The sequence below is a fragment of the Pseudoalteromonas sp. RW-H-Ap-1 genome, assembly GCF_048318575.1.
GTDB lineage: Bacteria > Pseudomonadota > Gammaproteobacteria > Enterobacterales > Alteromonadaceae > Pseudoalteromonas.
Window position 1 is genome coordinate 1,092,466 of record NZ_CP166996.1, and the last position, 20,840, is coordinate 1,113,305.

Here is a 20,840-nt window from a genome sequence, read left to right on the forward strand (position 1 = left end):
TCTGACACCCCATTGTATTTAAATTAAGATCGGTCATAATTAAATCAATGTTTTTATAACTGTAAAGGAATGTGCTTATGTCAGTATTTATTATATTACTGGTTGTGGTGATCGTGGTATTTGCGATTAAAGATATCCGCCTTAACTTAATTACCCGACCTACTTTTAAAATGTTTAAAAAAGTATTACCGCCATTATCGCAAACAGAGCGAGAAGCCATGGAAGCGGGCGATGTTTGGTGGGATGGCGAGCTATTTAGTGGTGATCCTGATTGGCAAAAATTACACAACTATCCGCGTCCGGAGTTAAGTGAAAAAGAAACTGCATTTATTGAAAATCAGGTTGAAGCGTTATTAGCTATGCTTGATGACTATAAAATAGTACAAAAAGATAAAGACTTACCTAAAGAGGTTTGGGACTTTTTAAAAACCGAAGGTTTTTTTGCAATGATAATCCCAGAAAAATTTGGCGGTCTTGAATTTTCTGCTATTGCTAATTCCACCATAGTGTCAAAAATTGCGACTAAAAGCTTAACCGCTGCAGTGACGGTCATGGTGCCAAACAGCTTAGGACCAGGTGAGTTATTACTACACTACGGAACAACTGAGCAACAAAATCGCTGGTTACCTAGTCTTGCAAAAGGCGACGATGTGCCTTGTTTTGCACTAACGGGACCAGAGGCCGGTTCAGATGCCGGCAGTATTCCAGATTCAGGCGTAATATGCAAAGGCGAACATGACGGTGAAGAAGTTTTAGGGCTGCGTTTAAATTGGTCAAAACGTTACATTACCCTTGCGCCTGTGGCGACAGTACTTGGCCTTGCATTTAAAATGTATGATCCAGACGGCTTGTTAGGTGATGAAAAAGAGCTGGGTATTACGTGTGCACTAATACCAACCGATCATCCGGGTGTTAAAACCGGCGAGCGGCATTATCCTCTCAATATGGCATTTATGAATGGTACAACTTACGGTAAAGACGTATTTATTCCACTTGATTGGGTTATAGGTGGTCAGCAAGGTGCTGGGCGCGGTTGGCGCATGTTGGTTGAGTGTTTAAGTGCAGGGCGTGGTATTTCGTTACCGGCATTAAGTACTGCAACAGGGCATTTAGCGGCTAAAATGACTTCGGCTTACTCTGTTGTTCGCCAACAGTTTGGTGTGTCAATTGGTCAATTTGAAGGGGTTCAAGAAGGGTTAGCACGTATTGGTGGCCTAACTTATGCGCTGGAATCGTGCAGGTTAATGACAGCTGGCGCTATTGATTTAAAACTAAGCCCATCGGTAGTGACTGCTATTGCAAAATACCATATGACCGAAATGGGTCGAACGGTTATGAATGATGCAATGGACATTCATGCAGGTAAAGGGATTCAGGTTGGGCCTAATAACTATTTAGCACATGGCTATATGGGTATTCCAGTTTCGATTACGGTTGAGGGCGCTAATATTCTTACCCGTAATTTAATGATATTTGGCCAAGGTGCTACTCGTTGCCATCCGTTTGTATTAAAAGAAATGGAAGCGGCAGCAATGGAAGATGATGACGCCGCACTTGAGCAATTTGATGGCCTACTAATGAACCATATTGTATTTGCCATCAGCAATGCAAGTATGGCTTTAATGCATGGCTTAACTCGCAGCCATTTTGCCAAAGCACCTGTATGCGGAGAAACCGCAGCTTACTATAAACAATTAGGGAGAATGAGCCGAGGATTGGCGCTTACAACTGATGTTGCAATGCTTATGCTAGGTGGTGAACTTAAGCGTAAAGAAATGATATCGGCACGTTTAGGCGATGTATTAAGTCACTTGTATATTGCTTCTACCGTGTTAAAACGTTTTGAAGATGAAGGGCGTCAGCAAGCTGATTTGCCTTTCGTTAAGTATGCAATAGAGACATCATTGTATGAGATAGGCCAAGCATTTGATGGTTTCTTTAAAAACTTCTCTAACCCGGTGGTTAACTTTGCTCTTAAACGCATTGTGTTTCCGTTAGGCAATCATTATCACAAACCAAGTGATGCAACTTCACAACGTATTTGTGAGCATATGACGCAACCAGGCGTGTTTAGAAATAGACTTACACATTTGTGTTACGTCGATGAGAATGCAGGCACAGGGGTGATGGAAAATGCTTTTTTAGCGATGCACGATATGCAAAATCAATTTAAACAGTTAAAACAGTGGCAACGAAAAGGTAAGGTACCTGCATCTTTTGATATTGGACAAGCTATTGATTACGCTCTTGAGCATGAGTTAGTTACTAAGTTAGATGCTGAAGCTATGCATCATGCTAACAAATTACGAATGCAGGCTATTGCGGTAGATAACTTTAAACCTGAAGACATCTAACATTCTACTCAAGCACTAAAAAGCCTTAAATTTATAATTTAAGGCTTTTTAGTGTATTTATATATTTATGAGATTAAACGCTGATCAGCGTCCGTAGGGATCGGCGATGATTTTATCTACGTACCACTTACCTTTTATTTTTAGCATTTCGATGCTGCGAAAATCATCAATTTTTTTACCGTTAAAATAACCAGTAAATACAATATTTATTTTAGCCTGATTGCCGTATTGTTCTCGAAGGCTTGAATTTGACATATCAATTTCAATCACTACTTCATCGTACTGTAAATTAATAAGACTACGGGCAAATTGTTTTGCTGTGCCGTATGACTTCATTATACGAGCTAGTTTAGGTGTTGCAAAATTGCTGGCTTTTTGCAAATTATGCTGATTATAAAGTGCATCAAAATACACCGTGGCGGTATCGCCTGGACGATCGTTGTCGATGTACTGTTCTTTAGGTTTAGTATTTTCATTACAGCCGACGATCAAAATACTAAAAATGAGCACAAAAGAAGTTAAAATTGTTTTCATATTTGGTCATGTTGATTACTCATACATAAAGTGTGTGATGGAATGGAGAAGATGTAAAGAGGATAGCACCGAATAGTTGCCAACTTATTAAAAAAGCAATAAAAAAGGATGTTAAAAAACATCCTTTTTTAATAAGGTCGTTCGATTACTGAACAAGCTCTTGCTCAGAAAACTCTTCATCAAACATTGGGCTTGATAAGTAGCGTTCTGTTGCGCTTGGTAAAATAACCACAATATTTTTATCTGCGTTTTCAGGACGTTCAGCAATTCGTTTTGCTGCAACCACAGCTGCACCCGAAGAAATACCGACTAAGATCCCTTCTTTTTTCATTAGCTCATGACACATTGCGATACATTCTTCATTAGACACTTGCTCTACGCCATCAATAATTGATAAGTCTAGATTCCCAGGAATAAAGCCTGCGCCAATGCCTTGTATCTTATGTGGCCCTGGTTTTACTTCTTCACCAGCAAGTGTTTGGCTAATAACTGGCGAATGGCTTGGCTCTACAGCTATTGATTTTACATTTAAGCCTTGTTCTTTTTTAAGATAACGACTTACGCCTGTAATCGTACCGCCAGTACCAACACCTGCAACAAAGAAATCGATTTCGCCATCGAGTGCATTAAAGATTTCCGGACCCGTTGTTTCAAAGTGAATTTTTGGGTTTGCCGGGTTTTCGAACTGTTGAAGCAAAATAAACTTATCTGGGTCTGCTGACTGAATTTCTTTGGCTTTAGCAATAGCGCCATTCATACCCTTAGCGCCATCTGTGAGTACTAGATTAGCACCCAGTGCCTTTAATAGTTTACGACGTTCTAAGCTCATGGTGTTTGGCATTGTAAGCGTTAGTTTGTAGCCTCGAGAAGCAGCAACAAATGCCAATGCAATACCGGTATTACCTGATGTTGGTTCTATAAGCTCTTTATCTTTGGTAAGTTGACCTGATTTTTCAGCTTCCCAAATCATTGATGCACCAATACGGCATTTGATACTAAAGCTAGGATTGCGTGATTCAACTTTAGCGTATACATTCCCACCTGTAACACGGTTAAGTTTTACCAACGGTGTGTTACCGATGCTTAGTGAGTTATCTTCAAAAATAGTAGACATAATGTTCCTTTAGGTACAATCTGATCAACACGTTAACAGCTGCTCTGTTAACTTTATAAGCCTACTTTACTGTGAGATAAAAAAAGTTAAAGTAAGCTTTGGCTATAACATATATTAATTACGCTTATAACGGATTGAACTAAAAACTCAATCTGTTAATTTTTTAGTTATTAAAACGGCGAGCTTGAAGCCATTTGTTCGTTTTTAACTTTGCACTTTATCCTTTGTTTATGTAGCCGTTATTTAAACAAATCAATACTACTCACTGACATTTTGTTGGTTAATTGTGCAAATGAACTGTGGTTGAACAGTTTATTGACACAAACTATTCAAAACATGGTAAAAACACACTATCTAAATTCAATAAAGTAATCACCATGAAGTTAATCTTAAAATTAATTGCCGGTATTGTGGCCGGTATTTTAGTCGGGCTCTACATTCCCCTAACTGGCGTTGAGCTTTTATACACAATAAAAGAGCTTATTGGCCAGCTTATTAGTTTTACAATCCCACTGATTATTTTATTTTTTATTGCCTCAGGGATTGCTGGGCTTCCGAAAGGGTCAGGGCACCTACTGGGGAAAACGGTGGGTTTTGCATATGGCTCAACAATTATAGCTGGTACTTTAGCGTTTTTATTAGTGACAGCGGTTATTCCGTTTTTAAGCGGCGGGATTTCATTTGAAGCTGAAGCCGTGACCGAAGTAGGTAGCTTCATTGACTTAGAAATTCCACCGTTAATGGGTGTAATGACTGCTTTAGTCACAGCCTTTGTATTTGGTATTGGTATGAGCCAGCTTGGCTTAGACACATTAAAAACTGTGTCGGATCAGGGGCGCGATATTATTGATGGTTTACTTTCAAAAGTAATTATTCCGGCATTACCGTTCTATATTGCGGGTGTATTTGCGGAAATGACTGTAGCAGGCACCGTTGTTGATACATTACAAGCATTTGGTGTTGTACTCATTGCTGCATTAGTGATGCATTGGTTATGGTTGAGTGTTTTATACATTACCTCAGGCCTATTACTTAAGCGTAATCCTATTGAGCTAATTAAAAATATGTTACCTGCGTATTTTACTGCATTAGGAACAATGTCGAGTGCGGCAACCATTCCAGTATCTTTGCAATCAAGTAAAGCCAATAACGTTAAAGAAGATGTAGCTAACTTTACCGTGCCATTATGCGCCACTATTCATCTATCAGGTTCAACAATTACAATAGTTACCTGTGCTATGGCTGTGATGTTTTTATCGCCTAGCATGGAAGTACCTTCATTAATGGCTATGTTGCCATTCATTATGATGTTAGGTGTAGTGATGATTGCAGCGCCAGGTGCACCAGGTGGTGCAGTAATGTCGGCGTTAGGTTTATTAACTAGCATGCTTGGTTTCAACGAAGGTGCGGTGGCACTAATGATTGCACTCTATCTAGCGCAAGATAGCTTCGGCACTGCGTGTAATGTAACTGGCGATGGTATTATTGCTTTATGGGTAGACCGTTTTAGTGAAAAGGCGTCAGCATAAATCATTGGGGCGTATTTACCTGCTATAGCTAAATACGCTTTTAATCATATCGGTCATGAAGACCGATGGCGAAAGCATAATATTAGTTATGGTTTCGTCGTATCTATGCTAATGTTGGATATTAATTTTGTTAACTTGCATCTTATTAGGCTAGTGAGGGTGTTCCATTGATTAACGTACTTTTAGTTGATGACCATGAACTTGTGCGCACAGGGATCAGACGTATTCTTGATGATATACGTGGTTTTAAAGTAATAGGTGAAGCTAAAACAGGCGAAGAGGCTGTGCAGTTTTGTCGTCAGCATGCGCCAAATATAGTGTTAATGGATATGAACATGCCTGGTATGGGTGGTCTTGAGGCAACTAAAAAGATTTGCCGTTACTGCCCTGATGTAAAAATTATTGTGCTTACTGTTAATTGCGAAGACCCATTTCCAAGTAAGGTCATGCAAATTGGTGCTCATGGCTTTTTAACCAAAGGTGCTGGATCTGATGAAATGGTTCGCGCTATACGTTGTGTACATGCAGGACAACGCTATATTGCTCCAGAAATAGCGCAACAGATTGCACTTGCGCAGGTAACCGGGCGTACCGATGAAAACCCTTTTCAAAGCCTATCCGAGCGTGAACTACAAATTATGTTGATGATCACCAAAGGTGAAAAAGCACAGGATATTGCTGATCGCTTAAATTTAAGTTCTAAAACAGTAAACAGTTATCGCTATCGCATGTTTGAAAAGCTTAACGTAGGAGGCGATGTAGAGCTTACTCATTTAGCCATACGTTACAAAATGATTGATATAGATATCTCCTACTAGTCGGTATATATGTCTGAATTTGATCATGTCCAGTTTTTAAAAACATTATCGAGTGAGCCTGGCGTTTATCGCATGCTCGATAATGACAACCAAGTTATCTATGTCGGTAAAGCTAAAAGTTTAAAAAAGCGGGTAAGTAGTTACTTTCGTAGTAATATAACCGATAGTAAAACCCGTGTTTTAGTAAGTAATATTTATAATATTGAAGTCACGCTTACTAATACAGAGACAGAAGCTTTACTGCTCGAAAACAACCTCATTAAAAAATATCAGCCACGTTATAATATTCTGTTACGTGATGATAAGTCGTACCCTTATATACTACTTACTAATCATAAGCATCCTCGTTTAGCCTTTCACCGTGGCAGCAGAAAAGTAAAAGGTGAATATTTTGGTCCGTTTCCAAGCGCGGGGGCAGTTTCAGAAAGTTTGCGCTTAATGCAAAAAATATTTCCGGTACGTCAATGCGAAGATGCCTACTACCGTGCGCGTAGTCGACCTTGCTTACAGTATCAATTAAAACGCTGCTCTGCGCCGTGTGTTAATAAACTCTCTGAAGATGAATACGCGCAGCAAGTTGATTATGTCCGCAAGTTTTTAACTGGTAAATCTCATGAAGTAATAGCCGATCTCATTGCTAAAATGGAAAAAGCCAGTGAGCAGCTTAATTTTGAACTTGCAGCTAAAGTTCGCGACCAAATTATGTTGCTGCGTAAAATGCAGGAGCAGCAATCTATCTCTGGCAATTTTGCGGAAATGGATGTGGTCGGCTTTGCCCATTTAAACGGTTTAAATGGGATTCATCTATTAATGATTCGCGATCATAAAGTGCTGGGTAGTAAAACTTATTTTCCAAAGGTGCCTAAAGACTCACAAGAGCAAGAAATTTTAACCTCTTTCTTAGGTCAATATTATTTAGCTCCAGGTGCGACAGGGCGCATTGCTAAAGAAATCATTTTACCATTTGAGATAGAAGAAAGTGATGCACTAGGTGAAGCCTTGACTCAAATAAGTGAACGTAAAGTATCGCTTAAAGTGGTAACCCGTGGTGAGCGAGCACAGTACTTACAGTTAGCGAATAAAAATGCATTAAATAGCATTACGGTTAAGCAAAGCACTCAAGACTCGATAAACAAGCGTTATGCGCAATTAAAGGCTACTTTGCGTCTTGATGATATTAATCGCATGGAATGTTTTGATATCAGTCACACCATGGGTGAAAACACAGTGGCCAGTTGTGTTGTATTTGATTCTCAAGGCCCTAACAATAAAGAGTATCGTCGTTATAACGTGACCGGTATTACCGGTGGTGATGATTACGCCGCTATGGAATTTGCACTAAACAAACGTTACAACAAGTTGGTTGATGAGGAGAAAATTCCCGATGTTATTTTTATCGATGGTGGTAAAGGTCAATTAGGTAGAGCAGAGCAATATTTCGAAAACTGGCCGCATACAAAAATGCCGCTATTAGTCGGTGTTGCAAAAGGCACTAGCCGTAAGCCGGGTCTTGAAACCTTGCTTATAGATGGCGGGCGTAAAACAATTCCTATGGATTCTGATGCACCAGCGCTTCATTTGATCCAGCATATACGCGATGAATCCCATCGTTTTGCAATTGCAGGGCACCGTAATAAGCGCCAAAAACAAAGGACTCAGTCGTTATTAGAAGAAATAGATGGCGTTGGTTCAAAGCGTCGACAAACATTATTAAAATATTTAGGGGGCATGCAAGGTGTAAAAGCTGCTAATATAGAACAGCTAAAGAAAGTTCCTGGGATCAGTCCTGACATGGCTGAGAAGATATTTAACCATTTGCATGACAAGGGCTAGCCCTATGTGCGAATATAGAAAAAAAGACATATCCAAGTAGTTATGTGGAATATTCCAAACACACTCACAACGTTTAGACTCTTTCTTATCCCCATTTTTTTGGTGATATTTTATATGCCTTATTCATGGGCATTTTTTGTTGCTGCCTTTATTTTTTGGCTGGCTTCGATCACAGATATACTTGATGGCTATTTAGCCCGTAAACTTGAGCAATCAACGCCTTTTGGTGCATTTTTAGACCCGGTTGCTGATAAAGTAATGGTGTGTGCTGCCTTGGTTGCTTTATCTGAGCATTACCAATCTTTGTATATGACCATACCCGCGCTTATTATTATTAGCCGTGAAATTGTTATATCGGCGCTACGCGAATGGATGGCTGAACAGGGGAAACGCGGTAACGTAGCTGTATCTGATATGGGTAAGTTAAAAACCGCAGCTCAAATGTTAGCCATTATCGGTTTAATTTGGCAGTACGATAGCTGGATGATGTATTTAAGTTATGGCTTACTTTATATAGCCACATTTTTAACGCTTAGTTCTATGGTGCAATATTTAGTTGCAGCATGGGGAGAATTGACCAAAAATTGATTGTAAACGTCTAATAACGCACCATTTTAGATAAAAAATAATCAAACAGTTCAAAAGTAGCATTTTTTGTGTTGACGCGTTTAATAATCTCTGTAGAATGCGTCCGTGTTGAGAGGGCATAGCCCCCTAGATAAACATTAAGCGGCACTAGCTCAGTTGGTAGAGCGCGACCTTGCCAAGGTCGAGGTCACGAGTTCGAGCCTCGTGTGCCGCTCCAGTTTATCTTAAAGCTAACCTAGTATTGAGGCGGAATGGCAGAGTGGCCATGCACCGGATTGCAAATCCGTTTACCCCGGTTCGACTCCGGGTTCCGCCTCCAATCAACACTCCACACGCTTTAATAGCAAACTCGATGCCCGAGTGGTGGAATTGGTAGACACAAGGGATTTAAAATCCCTCGACTAACAAGTCGTGCCGGTTCAAGTCCGGCCTCGGGCACCACTTTGTGGTTTGGTTACATACACCAATATGTAACTTATAAAAAATTATTTAGAATTAATATGATGCGGCACTAGCTCAGTTGGTAGAGCGCGACCTTGCCAAGGTCGAGGTCACGAGTTCGAGCCTCGTGTGCCGCTCCATATTATTTTTATCCACTTGCTTTAAATAGCAAACTCGATGCCCGAGTGGTGGAATTGGTAGACACAAGGGATTTAAAATCCCTCGACTAACAAGTCGTGCCGGTTCAAGTCCGGCCTCGGGCACCACTTTGTGGTTTGGTTGCATACACCAATATGTAACTTATAAAAAATATTTAGAATTAATATGATGCGGCACTAGCTCAGTTGGTAGAGCGCGACCTTGCCAAGGTCGAGGTCACGAGTTCGAGCCTCGTGTGCCGCTCCAAATTATTTGATATGTTTAGGCGGAATGGCAGAGTGGCCATGCACCGGATTGCAAATCCGTTTACCCCGGTTCGACTCCGGGTTCCGCCTCCAAATAATTACTCCACACGCTTTAATTAGCAAACTCGATGCCCGAGTGGTGGAATTGGTAGACACAAGGGATTTAAAATCCCTCGACTAACAAGTCGTGCCGGTTCAAGTCCGGCCTCGGGCACCACTTTAATATTCCCTTTCATTTCTAATTTAGCTACTTATGATTAAATTCTTAATCGAAAAAGCACTTTATCCAACTAGTATTCCTTAGACTAAATTATTTCGTTTATTTGAAACCTTTATGTCTCAGATTTTTTAAAAAGCCTATCCCATCAATATATTGCCTTTGATCATTTTTTATAGCTCAAACTTAACGCTAGCTACGGAAAAACTCTCATTTAAAACAAAACACTAAATTTAAGCTTTGCTATATATAAGATTTTTATAATTCAAAATAGACAACCTAATACTAAGCGGTTTATATAAAAGTAGTGGTATAAGGCTCTTAAATGGAGTTGGTGGCTGTGTTTCGTTATATACATAAACCAGAGTTGGTATACAGTTACTTGTATTAACACCATTACAAAGCCATAAAGTGTATTAAGAGCGTTGATCTTAATCGCTTATAAGGAGGTATGAGAAGCTTGATGATGCTACTGTGTTTAATAGAGTCTCACTAGCTGCGTTAAAAAATTCTCATTTAGAACAACGAAATAGCAAATTTTTTGCCTAGCTATCAACACGTTTTCCCAGCCTCAAAATAGACCACTTAATTAAGCGAATTGGTACTAGATAATAAAAAACCCGAAATGGCCATGGCCGTTCCGGGTTTTTAACTTAAATCTCTTTAAAGTTATTTGTGCCAAATACCTTTCGGAATAGTTTTATTAAGCTTGTTGTTTTTACTTGGATCAAACGTCGGTAACTTTCCAGCACGTCGTTGAGCGTTGTAATCTTTGGCAAGCCACACCACAACTCCTGAGAGCATAAATAGCGCGATTACGTTTACAATCGCCATTAGGCCCATAGACACATCAGCTAGAGTCCACACTAATGGTAATTCGCCAAGCGCACCAAACATCACCATACCTAACACTAATAATCTGAAGATCAGCATGCCAGATGCATGGTTATGCTCTAAAAACAATAAGTTCGTTTCTGCATAAGAATAGTTAGCTACAATTGATGTAAAAGCAAAAAACAAAATAGCGACTGCAACAAATATTGCACCCCAGCTACCAACATGCTCCTCAAGCGCTGCTTGTGTAAGTGCTATACCTGTTACATCAGAACCTGGAACTAATTGCTCTGATAATAAAATAAGCGCGGCAGTGGCAGTACAAATTATAATGGTATCTACAAAGACACCTAGCATTTGTACATAACCTTGTGATGCAGGGTGAGGTGGGTTAGGAGTTGCAGTTGCTGCAGCGTTAGCAGCACTACCCATACCCGCTTCGTTTGAGAATAACCCGCGCTTGATCCCTTGGATCATTGCTTGCATTACACCATAACCAATTGCACCGGCACCAGCTTGTTCAAGACCAAAGGCACTTCTAATTACATGCATAAACACATCAGGCAACTCAGTGTAATTTACAGCACATATATACAGTGCAACAATTAAGTAGGCAGCGGCCATAAATGGCACTGCTAATTCAGCAAATCGTGATATTGTTTTTAGGCCACCAAATATGATGATGCCTGAACCAATTACAAGTGCAATACCTATTATATAGTTAGGAATACCAAAGGCGACTTCAAAAGCTGCAGCGATAGAGTTTGACTGTACCGCATTAAAAACTAATCCAAAGGCTAAAATTAAACATAGTGAGAATACGATGCCCATCCAGCGCTTGCCAAGTCCGTATTCCATATAATAAGCAGGGCCTCCACGGAAGTTGCCTTCTTCATCGCGTATTTTGTAAGCTTGAGCCAATGTGCTTTCTGCAAAACTAGTGGCCATACCTATCAAAGCAATTAACCACATCCAAAAAATAGCACCAGCACCACCTAAATAAAGTGCGACTGCAACACCTGCCATATTACCGGTGCCAACACGGGCGGCTAAAGAAGTACAGAAAGCTTGAAAAGAGGAAATACCGCCATCTGACCCTTGGCGACTTTGAAACATGACTTTAATCATGTGTGGGAATTGTACAAATTGGATGAAACCAAGACGTATGGTAAAAAATAGCCCAGCGGCTATTAATAAGTACACTAAAATATGACCCCATAAGAGACCACTTATACTATTTATTATATCTGTCATGTGTGTTGCCTAGTGAACGAGTTGTAAATATGCGCCGCAACTTATCACAAGCAAGGTAAATAGTTTAGTAAACAGCGCAAAAAAATGAGTTATCCACAGGGTTTTGTGGGTATCTTGTGTGTCTGGGTGGGGTATCTTTGGGGTAAAAATTAAATGCAAAAAAGCGTTTAAAAACGCTTGCGTTAAAATCGATTAGCCCTATAATGCGACCCCACTGAGACGGGGAACGCCAACGCATAGCGAGGCACAAACTACTCAGAGAGTTAAATAAAACTTAAGTTTAAATCATCGTAAGAAAGTTTAAAATTAAGTGTTGACTCGAAAAATAAAGGGTGTATTATACGCATCCCTAGCGACAACGTCGCAACGTTCTTTAACAATATAAAGCAATCATCTGTGTGGGCACTCGTACAGATTGAGTTCTAACAGCCAAGCTTAGTTTACTAAGTGAGGCAAACAAATTTAGAGTCTCAATTTAAACTGAGTGACCAACAGCAATAACTACTTAGGTAGGAATTGCAGCACAGTCAATTCAATATCGAAAGATATTAAATAAATTCAGAATTCATTGAGCTGTCGAAAGACAAAAAACTTTTTAATTGAAGAGTTTGATCATGGCTCAGATTGAACGCTGGCGGCAGGCCTAACACATGCAAGTCGAGCGGTAACATTTCTAGCTTGCTAGAAGATGACGAGCGGCGGACGGGTGAGTAATGCTTGGGAACATGCCTTGAGGTGGGGGACAACAGTTGGAAACGACTGCTAATACCGCATAATGTCTACGGACCAAAGGGGGCTTCGGCTCTCGCCTTTAGATTGGCCCAAGTGGGATTAGCTAGTTGGTGAGGTAATGGCTCACCAAGGCGACGATCCCTAGCTGGTTTGAGAGGATGATCAGCCACACTGGGACTGAGACACGGCCCAGACTCCTACGGGAGGCAGCAGTGGGGAATATTGCACAATGGGCGCAAGCCTGATGCAGCCATGCCGCGTGTGTGAAGAAGGCCTTCGGGTTGTAAAGCACTTTCAGTCAGGAGGAAAGGTTAGTAGTTAATACCTGCTAGCTGTGACGTTACTGACAGAAGAAGCACCGGCTAACTCCGTGCCAGCAGCCGCGGTAATACGGAGGGTGCGAGCGTTAATCGGAATTACTGGGCGTAAAGCGTACGCAGGCGGTTTGTTAAGCGAGATGTGAAAGCCCCGGGCTCAACCTGGGAACTGCATTTCGAACTGGCAAACTAGAGTGTGATAGAGGGTGGTAGAATTTCAGGTGTAGCGGTGAAATGCGTAGAGATCTGAAGGAATACCGATGGCGAAGGCAGCCACCTGGGTCAACACTGACGCTCATGTACGAAAGCGTGGGGAGCAAACAGGATTAGATACCCTGGTAGTCCACGCCGTAAACGATGTCTACTAGAAGCTCGGAGCCTCGGTTCTGTTTTTCAAAGCTAACGCATTAAGTAGACCGCCTGGGGAGTACGGCCGCAAGGTTAAAACTCAAATGAATTGACGGGGGCCCGCACAAGCGGTGGAGCATGTGGTTTAATTCGATGCAACGCGAAGAACCTTACCTACACTTGACATACAGAGAACTTACCAGAGATGGTTTGGTGCCTTCGGGAACTCTGATACAGGTGCTGCATGGCTGTCGTCAGCTCGTGTTGTGAGATGTTGGGTTAAGTCCCGCAACGAGCGCAACCCCTATCCTTAGTTGCTAGCAGGTAATGCTGAGAACTCTAAGGAGACTGCCGGTGATAAACCGGAGGAAGGTGGGGACGACGTCAAGTCATCATGGCCCTTACGTGTAGGGCTACACACGTGCTACAATGGCGCATACAGAGTGCTGCGAACTCGCGAGAGTAAGCGAATCACTTAAAGTGCGTCGTAGTCCGGATTGGAGTCTGCAACTCGACTCCATGAAGTCGGAATCGCTAGTAATCGCGTATCAGAATGACGCGGTGAATACGTTCCCGGGCCTTGTACACACCGCCCGTCACACCATGGGAGTGGGTTGCTCCAGAAGTAGATAGTCTAACCCTCGGGAGGACGTTTACCACGGAGTGATTCATGACTGGGGTGAAGTCGTAACAAGGTAGCCCTAGGGGAACCTGGGGCTGGATCACCTCCTTATACGATTTAGAACTTATTTGTTCGTAGTGTCCACACAGATGATTGTTAGTTAGTTTTACCCTTTGGGTTAACTAATTAATATGCTCTTTAAAAATTTGGAAAAGCTGATAATAAAATTCGTATGAATAACATTGTTATTTGTACAGAGTTTTCAAAAGTAAAAAAGAATGATAGCAGTATCATTCAGTGCCAATTTAATCTTCGGATTAATTGGTATCTACTTTAGTATTCAATATTAACTTCTGGCGAAGTTAAACTGTCACAAAACAAAGACCCGTTTGGGTTGTATGGTTAAGTGACTAAGCGTACACGGTGGATGCCTTGGCAGTTGGAGGCGATGAAGGACGTATTAACTTGCGATAAGCCTAGTCAAGCTAGTAAAAAGCACTTGAGACTAGGATTTCCGAATGGGGAAACCCACCTGCTTGCAGGTATCGTTAACTGAATACATAGGTTAACGAGGCGAACGCGGAGAACTGAAACATCTAAGTACCCGTAGGAAAAGAAATCAACCGAGATTCCGATAGTAGCGGCGAGCGAAATCGGAACAGCCCTTAAGCTTATTATGTGTTAATGGAAGGCTCTGGAAAGTGCCACGATACAGGGTGATAGTCCCGTACATGAAAACGCATTTTAAGTGAAATCGAGTAGGTCGGAGCACGTGAAACTTTGACTGAATATAGGTGGACCATCATCTAAGGCTAAATACTCCCAACTGACCGATAGTGAACCAGTACCGTGAGGGAAAGGCGAAAAGAACCCCTGTGAGGGGAGTGAAATAGAACCTGAAACCGTGTACGTACAAGCAGTAGGAGCCCACTTGTTGGGTGACTGCGTACCTTTTGTATAATGGGTCAGCGACTTATATTTTGTAGCGAGGTTAACCGATTAGGGTAGCCGTAGGGAAACCGAGTCTTAACTGGGCGAATAGTTGCAAGGTATAGACCCGAAACCCGGTGATCTAGCCATGGGCAGGTTGAAGGTTGAGTAACATCAACTGGAGGACCGAACCCACTAACGTTGAAAAGTTAGGGGATGACCTGTGGTTAGGAGTGAAAGGCTAATCAAACCGGGAGATAGCTGGTTCTCCCCGAAATCTATTTAGGTAGAGCCTCGGACGAATACTTACGGGGGTAGAGCACTGTTAAGGCTAGGGGGTCATCCCGACTTACCAACCCTTTGCAAACTCCGAATACCGTAAAGTAATATCCGGGAGACACACGGCGGGTGCTAACGTCCGTCGTGAAGAGGGAAACAACCCAGACCGCCAGCTAAGGTCCCAAAGTCATAGTTAAGTGGGAAACGATGTGGAAAGGCCCAGACAGCCAGGAGGTTGGCTTAGAAGCAGCCATCCTTTAAAGAAAGCGTAATAGCTCACTGGTCGAGTCGGTCTGCGCGGAAGATGTAACGGGGCTAAACTATGCACCGAAGCTGCGGATTCAGAATTTATTCTGAGTGGTAGGGGAGCGTTCTGTAAGCGGTTGAAGGTGTACCGGGAGGTATGCTGGACGTATCAGAAGTGCGAATGCTGACATGAGTAACGATAATGCGGGTGAAAAACCCGCACGCCGGAAGACCAAGGGTTCCTATCCCATGTTAATCAGGGTAGGGTAAGTCGACCCCTAAGGCGAGGCCGAAAGGCGTAGTCGATGGGAAACGGATTAATATTTCCGTACTTGGTATAATTGCGATGGGGGGACGGAGCAGGCTAAGCAAGCATGGCGATGGTAGTCCATGTGAAAGTGTGTAGGCTAGTGACTTAGGTAAATCCGGGTTGCTGTTAGGCTGAGACACGAGACGAGTCACCAAGGTGATGAAGTTGCTGATGCCATACTTCCAGGAAAAGCCTCTAAGCTTCAGATTATACCGAATCGTACCCCAAACCGACACAGGTGGTCAGGTAGAGAATACTAAGGCGCTTGAGAGAACTCGGGTGAAGGAACTAGGCAAAATCGTACCGTAACTTCGGGAGAAGGTACGCTCCGATTGGTGATGAGACTTGCTCTCTAAGCTGATTGGAGCCGCAGTGACCAGGTGGCTGGGACTGTTTATTAAAAACACAGCACTGTGCAAAATCGCAAGATGACGTATACGGTGTGACACCTGCCCGGTGCCGGAAGGTTAATTGATGGGGTTATCTTCGGAGAAGCTCTTGATCGAAGCCCCGGTAAACGGCGGCCGTAACTATAACGGTCCTAAGGTAGCGAAATTCCTTGTCGGGTAAGTTCCGACCTGCACGAATGGTGTAACCATGGCCACGCTGTCTCCACCCGAGACTCAGTGAAATTGAAATCGCAGTGAAGATGCTGTGTACCCGCGGCTAGACGGAAAGACCCCGTGAACCTTTACTACAGCTTGGCACTGAACATTGAACCTACATGTGTAGGATAGGTGGGAGACTTTGAAGCAGAGACGCTAGTTTTTGTGGAGTCGTCCTTGAAATACCACCCTTGTAGTTTTGATGTTCTAACGTTGGCCCCTGAATCGGGGTTACGGACAGTGCCTGGTGGGTAGTTTGACTGGGGCGGTCTCCTCCCAAAGAGTAACGGAGGAGCACGAAGGTTGGCTAAGTACGGTCGGACATCGTACGGTTAGTGTAATGGTAGAAGCCAGCTTAACTGCGAGACAGACACGTCGAGCAGGTACGAAAGTAGGTCATAGTGATCCGGTGGTTCTGAATGGAAGGGCCATCGCTCAACGGATAAAAGGTACTCCGGGGATAACAGGCTGATACCGCCCAAGAGTTCATATCGACGGCGGTGTTTGGCACCTCGATGTCGGCTCATCACATCCTGGGGCTGAAGTCGGTCCCAAGGGTATGGCTGTTCGCCATTTAAAGTGGTACGCGAGCTGGGTTTAGAACGTCGTGAGACAGTTCGGTCCCTATCTGCCGTGGGCGTTTGAGAATTGAGAGGGGTTGCTCCTAGTACGAGAGGACCGGAGTGAACGAACCGCTGGTGTTCGGGTTGTCATGCCAATGGCATTGCCCGGTAGCTACGTTCGGAACTGATAAGCGCTGAAAGCATCTAAGCGCGAAGCAGGCCTCGAGATGAGTTCTCACTAGACTTTTAAAGTCTCTGAAGGGCCGTTGAAGACTACAACGTTGATAGGCAAGATGTGGAAGTGGTGTGAGCCATTAAGCTAACTTGTACTAATTACCCGTGAGGCTTAACCATACAACGCCAAACGCGTTTTATGTGATAGTGAAACAAGCGAAGAAGTTAATAGACTAAAGTAGATACTTGAAAACTTTATTATCAGAAATTCCAAATTTTAGTTAGTGCGTAGCGATACGGACTGACACCAAATTTGCTTGGTGACAATAGCGTTTTGGACCCACCTGACCCCATGCCGAACTCAGTAGTGAAACGAAACAGCGCCGATGATAGTGTAGCATTTGTTATGTGAAAGTAGGTCATTACCAGGCTCCAAATAAGAGAAACCCGTTACAGTAATGTAGCGGGTTTTTTGTTGTTTGGGATTTAATAAACATAGCCAAGACCCCATGCCGAACTCAGTAGTGAAACGAAACAGCTCGAAGGCGAGCCCCGACCAATGATAGTATCCCATTTGTTATGTGACTCTTCATCGCTGTGGGCACTACGACATTATCATGCCTCAATTGTAGAAAGCTTGACTCGAAAGAGCCGAGCTTTTTTACATCTGCAGGAAAGTGAAAACAAAGGTACAAGGTGAGAGGAAAAGAATAACACCTAAAAGCTATCTCTATACCTTCATTATGACTCTCCACGTTGTTTATACTACTACGACACTATGCTTCCTTGTTGCTACTCAAAAGAGCACCGATTCTAATAAGCTGGTATTTACTTTGAGGTTTTTTATAATCATTAAAGCGAGCTTAATGATGTTAGTTACTGAGAAAAATATAATTTTGCTTTGTTAGTGGCTTTGATTTAGGATCAAAACAGTTTAAAACCATGAATGATTTGCCTGTGTATAGATTATTAATTAGCGCCTTATCCATTTTCTTTTGTGTTTCTGTATCAGCAGTTGAAGTAACTGATCTATATCAAGATATTTTGGTTGTAGAAGATAAATCTCGTGATACACGTTTAGACGCTAGCCGCAAAGCGTTGCTGAACGTATTAGTAAAAGTGAGCGGTGATAAAAGCGCGGACCAAAATCAGCTAGCGAAGCAGCGCACCAAAGACATATCTGATTACATGTTAAAATTTGAATACGATGAACGTATCCCCGGAGAGCTTAAATTATTAGTCAAATTTGAGGCTCGAAAGATCAATGCGTTAATTAAAGATCTTAATTTGCCACTATGGGGAGTGCAGCGCCCACTGGTTGCTATCTGGTTAGGGATTGAAGATAACAGGCAACGAGAACTAGTAACGCAAGAAAGTTACCCACAGTTAGAGCAACTCATTTATGATAAAGCAAGCCGTCGTGGCTTACCTGTGGTTGTGCCTTTGCTGGATTTACAAGATAGACGCCTTGTTGGAGTCCCTGAGGTTTGGGGAAACTTTTCTGAACCAGTAGAAGAGGCATCTAAACGCTACAGTGCTGAGCGAAGTATTACTGCTAGGATGTATCAAGAGTTTAACTCAGATAATTGGGTATTAGATTGGCGCTTCACCAATGATGAAATGTTTGAATCTAACCGAATTATTGGCTATAGACAGCAAATTGTTGCGCAAATGCTTGATGATTTAGCACAAGGTTTAGCTGGCGAATACGCCATCGATCCTAATGCGTATTATGAACAGCGTACTGCTAATTTGACCTTAAAAGGGACTGATACCTTTGTGGATATAGAATTGGCAAAGCGCCGTCTACTCAACCTAAGTGTTGTAACCCAAGCGGTTATCATACGTAAAACTCCCGATTCGGTTGAATTTAAGCTAGATCATACCGGCACTGTTAACGACCTTAAAAAAGCCCTTGGTCTTGATAATGCCTTTAAAGATTATGTCGACCCTCGTGCTTTTTATCACATAGTTGATAAGCAAAGCCTAGAGTATCAATGGGTTGAAAACTAATGCTAACTCAAGAGCCAATGCAAATGGCGCTACCGGTTACTTTACCGGATGATGAAACATTTGCCTCTTATTTTGGTGGAGAAGACTCATTAGAGGTAAGCCATCTTAAAGATAGTTTTTCTAAGCTATCTCAAGCTTTTCAGTATACTTATTTGTGTGGCTTAGGAGACTCAGGTAAATCCCATTTGTTATACGCCACCTGTATTCAAGCCCAAGAGCGCGGCTTATCGAATATGCTGCTATCAATGCGAGAAGTTCTACATTTTGGGCCGATGGTTTTAGATGGCCTTGAGGCGCTAGATGTATTATGTATTGATGATGTTCACCTAGTGGCAGGTAATGACGCATGGGAAAAAGCGTTATTTAACTTTTTTAACCGCTTTAATGAGCCTAATAAAATGCTGGTAGTAACTGCTGATTTACTCCCAAATATGCTTAATATTAGCTTGCCCGATTTAGAATCACGTTTGAAGTGGGGTACCACCTTTCAAATTCGTTCTATGAGTGATGATGATAAAGCACAAGCGTTAGTTAAACGGGCGAACATGCGTGGACTTGAACTGAGTGACGAATGTGCGCGTTTTTTATTAACCCGTTTAAGTCGTGATATGCGCGCATTACTGGATGTATTAGACAAATTAGATCATGCATCCATGGCTGCACAGCGAAAATTAACTATTCCTTTCATAAAATCAACGCTAAAGCTGTAGTAGGTCTAGAATCTAGACCCCGCTTTCAGTTATCATTAGCTAACTAAATTGTAATCACCTTCTTTGAAAGATCAGGTATCGAATGAACTTAGAAAATATATTAGCGCAAGCACTTGAGGCAGTTGCCAGTGCCAGTGAAATCGCGCAACTAGAAGAGATCAGGGTTAACTACCTTGGTAAAAAAGGCGAGATCACCAGCTTACTTAAAACACTGGGTAAAATTGCTCCTGAAGAACGCAAAGAAGCAGGCCAGGTAATCAATCAAGCTAAGCAAGATGTGCAAAGCGCAATTAATGACAAGCGTGAGCTTTTAGCGAGTAAAGCACTTGAAGAAAAACTAGCTGCTGAAACTATCGATGTAACTTTACCTGGGCGCGTTATGCCTTCTGGTGGCCTTCACCCAGTAACACGTACAATTGAGCGTATTGAAAGCTTTTTTGGTGAACTAGGCTTTGAAGTTAAATCAGGCCCTGAAGTTGAAGATGATTTTCATAACTTTGATGCGCTAAATATTCCTGAGCACCATCCTGCTCGTGCCGATCACGATACTTTTTACTTTAATCCTAAGTTGGTGTTGCGTACTCAAACTAGTGGTGTGCAAATTCGTACCATGGAAACAGAGCAGCCGCCACTTCGTATAATTTCACCAGGGCGTGTATACCGTAATGATTACGATCAAACACATACACCTATGTTCCATCAGGTGGAAGGGTTAATGGTCGATACGGACGTTAGCTTTACTGAGCTCAAAGGTATTTTACATGACTTTTTACGTAACTTTTTTGAAGAAGATATGGAAATTCGCTTCCGTCCTTCATTCTTCCCATTTACAGAGCCTTCAGCTGAAGTAGATGTAATGGGTAAAGACGGTAAATGGCTAGAAGTTTTAGGTTGTGGCATGGTTCACCCTAACGTACTTAAGTCTGTTGGTATCGATCCTGAAAAATACACCGGTTTTGCTTTTGGTATGGGTGTAGAGCGCTTAACTATGTTGCGTTACGGCGTAAACGATTTACGTGCGTTTTTCGAAAACGACTTAAAATTCCTAAACCAGTTCCGTTAAGAGTGAAG

General features: G+C 42.2%; 11 protein-coding genes, 8 tRNA genes and 3 rRNA genes. 19 read left to right on the forward strand and 3 right to left on the reverse strand.

Annotated elements, in window-relative coordinates:
• The first annotated feature begins 77 nt into the window (after positions 1-77).
• Positions 78-2,354: an acyl-CoA dehydrogenase gene (locus AB8618_RS05155; RefSeq protein ID WP_413401609.1), complete on the forward strand. Its 2,277-nt coding sequence runs from the start codon at positions 78-80 to the stop codon at positions 2,352-2,354.
• A gap of 84 nt (positions 2,355-2,438) precedes the next feature.
• Here the strand turns inward: AB8618_RS05155 and AB8618_RS05160 are convergent, their stop codons facing one another.
• Together AB8618_RS05160 and cysK are read right to left on the reverse strand one after the other, a co-directional pair.
• The gene (locus AB8618_RS05160) at positions 2,439-2,888 is read right to left on the reverse strand and encodes a hypothetical protein (protein WP_138609303.1); all 450 of its coding nucleotides are present in this window, start codon (positions 2,886-2,888) and stop codon (positions 2,439-2,441) included.
• Between the two features lie 145 nt (positions 2,889-3,033).
• Positions 3,034-4,002: a cysteine synthase A gene (cysK, locus tag AB8618_RS05165; protein WP_138609305.1), complete on the reverse strand. Its 969-nt coding sequence runs from the start codon at positions 4,000-4,002 to the stop codon at positions 3,034-3,036.
• A 377-nt stretch (positions 4,003-4,379) separates the two neighbouring features.
• Here cysK and AB8618_RS05170 point away from each other — a divergent pair, with 377 nt between their 5' ends.
• The 12 genes from AB8618_RS05170 to AB8618_RS05225 all read left to right on the forward strand — a co-directional run bounded on the left by AB8618_RS05170 (position 4,380) and on the right by AB8618_RS05225 (position 9,832).
• Complete coding sequence (locus AB8618_RS05170) at positions 4,380-5,531, forward strand: dicarboxylate/amino acid:cation symporter (protein ID WP_178955647.1); 1,152 nt, start codon at positions 4,380-4,382, stop codon at positions 5,529-5,531.
• 167 nt (positions 5,532-5,698) lie between these two features.
• The gene (gene uvrY / locus AB8618_RS05175) at positions 5,699-6,349 is read left to right on the forward strand and encodes a UvrY/SirA/GacA family response regulator transcription factor (RefSeq protein ID WP_010391483.1); all 651 of its coding nucleotides are present in this window, start codon (positions 5,699-5,701) and stop codon (positions 6,347-6,349) included.
• A gap of 9 nt (positions 6,350-6,358) precedes the next feature.
• Positions 6,359-8,182, forward strand: a complete 1,824-nt coding sequence (gene uvrC / locus AB8618_RS05180; RefSeq protein ID WP_413401612.1) for an excinuclease ABC subunit UvrC — start codon at positions 6,359-6,361, stop codon at positions 8,180-8,182.
• A 42-nt stretch (positions 8,183-8,224) separates the two neighbouring features.
• A complete protein-coding gene (gene pgsA, locus AB8618_RS05185; protein WP_036933597.1) occupies positions 8,225-8,770 on the forward strand; it encodes a CDP-diacylglycerol--glycerol-3-phosphate 3-phosphatidyltransferase in 546 nt (181 codons plus the stop codon).
• A 141-nt stretch (positions 8,771-8,911) separates the two neighbouring features.
• Positions 8,912-8,987 (forward strand) — tRNA-Gly (locus AB8618_RS05190).
• 28 nt (positions 8,988-9,015) lie between these two features.
• Positions 9,016-9,089: transfer RNA gene (locus AB8618_RS05195), tRNA-Cys, on the forward strand.
• A 35-nt stretch (positions 9,090-9,124) separates the two neighbouring features.
• Positions 9,125-9,211 (forward strand) — tRNA-Leu (locus AB8618_RS05200).
• Positions 9,212-9,275: 64 nt separating this feature from the next.
• Positions 9,276-9,351 (forward strand) — tRNA-Gly (locus AB8618_RS05205).
• Between the two features lie 39 nt (positions 9,352-9,390).
• A tRNA-Leu gene (locus AB8618_RS05210) sits at positions 9,391-9,477 on the forward strand.
• 63 nt (positions 9,478-9,540) lie between these two features.
• A tRNA-Gly gene (locus AB8618_RS05215) sits at positions 9,541-9,616 on the forward strand.
• 18 nt (positions 9,617-9,634) lie between these two features.
• Positions 9,635-9,708: transfer RNA gene (locus tag AB8618_RS05220), tRNA-Cys, on the forward strand.
• A gap of 37 nt (positions 9,709-9,745) precedes the next feature.
• Positions 9,746-9,832: transfer RNA gene (locus AB8618_RS05225), tRNA-Leu, on the forward strand.
• A 669-nt stretch (positions 9,833-10,501) separates the two neighbouring features.
• Here AB8618_RS05225 and AB8618_RS05230 read toward each other — a convergent pair.
• On the reverse strand, positions 10,502-11,920 hold the full coding sequence (locus AB8618_RS05230; protein ID WP_413401614.1) for an alanine/glycine:cation symporter family protein: 1,419 nt from the start codon (positions 11,918-11,920) through the stop codon (positions 10,502-10,504).
• A gap of 596 nt (positions 11,921-12,516) precedes the next feature.
• Here AB8618_RS05230 and AB8618_RS05235 point away from each other — a divergent pair.
• The 6 genes from AB8618_RS05235 to pheS all read left to right on the forward strand — a co-directional run bounded on the left by AB8618_RS05235 (position 12,517) and on the right by pheS (position 20,832).
• Positions 12,517-14,050 (forward strand): 16S ribosomal RNA (locus tag AB8618_RS05235).
• Between the two features lie 289 nt (positions 14,051-14,339).
• Positions 14,340-17,226 (forward strand): 23S ribosomal RNA (locus tag AB8618_RS05240).
• Between the two features lie 136 nt (positions 17,227-17,362).
• Positions 17,363-17,477 (forward strand): 5S ribosomal RNA (gene rrf, locus AB8618_RS05245).
• Together the 16S, 23S and 5S rRNA genes form the textbook arrangement of a ribosomal RNA operon.
• A 526-nt stretch (positions 17,478-18,003) precedes the next feature.
• Positions 18,004-19,059 carry a DUF2066 domain-containing protein gene (locus AB8618_RS05250; RefSeq protein ID WP_205988852.1) on the forward strand — a complete coding sequence of 352 codons (1,056 nt, stop codon included), beginning with the start codon at positions 18,004-18,006 and terminating at the stop codon, positions 19,057-19,059.
• On the forward strand, positions 19,059-19,769 hold the full coding sequence (hda, locus tag AB8618_RS05255; protein ID WP_413401616.1) for a DnaA regulatory inactivator Hda: 711 nt from the start codon (positions 19,059-19,061) through the stop codon (positions 19,767-19,769). The genes AB8618_RS05250 and hda overlap by 1 nt, the downstream gene beginning before the upstream one ends.
• 82 nt (positions 19,770-19,851) lie before the next feature.
• Positions 19,852-20,832, forward strand: a complete 981-nt coding sequence (pheS, locus tag AB8618_RS05260; protein WP_008468473.1) for a phenylalanine--tRNA ligase subunit alpha — start codon at positions 19,852-19,854, stop codon at positions 20,830-20,832.
• Positions 20,833-20,840: the final 8 nt, after the last annotated feature.

What these genes read in the sequence shown, in the direction of transcription:
- cysK (WP_138609305.1), bottom strand. Translation starts at nt 4,002, where the DNA reads ATGTCTACTATTTTTGAAGATAACTCACTAAGCATCGGTAACACACCG.
- AB8618_RS05170 (WP_178955647.1), top strand. Translation starts at nt 4,380, where the DNA reads ATGAAGTTAATCTTAAAATTAATTGCCGGTATTGTGGCCGGTATTTTA.
- AB8618_RS05160 (WP_138609303.1), bottom strand. Translation starts at nt 2,888, where the DNA reads ATGAAAACAATTTTAACTTCTTTTGTGCTCATTTTTAGTATTTTGATC.
- uvrC (WP_413401612.1), top strand. Translation starts at nt 6,359, where the DNA reads ATGTCTGAATTTGATCATGTCCAGTTTTTAAAAACATTATCGAGTGAG.
- hda (WP_413401616.1), top strand. Translation starts at nt 19,059, where the DNA reads ATGCTAACTCAAGAGCCAATGCAAATGGCGCTACCGGTTACTTTACCG.
- pgsA (WP_036933597.1), top strand. Translation starts at nt 8,225, where the DNA reads ATGTGGAATATTCCAAACACACTCACAACGTTTAGACTCTTTCTTATC.
- AB8618_RS05230 (WP_413401614.1), bottom strand. Translation starts at nt 11,920, where the DNA reads ATGACAGATATAATAAATAGTATAAGTGGTCTCTTATGGGGTCATATT.
- pheS (WP_008468473.1), top strand. Translation starts at nt 19,852, where the DNA reads ATGAACTTAGAAAATATATTAGCGCAAGCACTTGAGGCAGTTGCCAGT.
- AB8618_RS05155 (WP_413401609.1), top strand. Translation starts at nt 78, where the DNA reads ATGTCAGTATTTATTATATTACTGGTTGTGGTGATCGTGGTATTTGCG.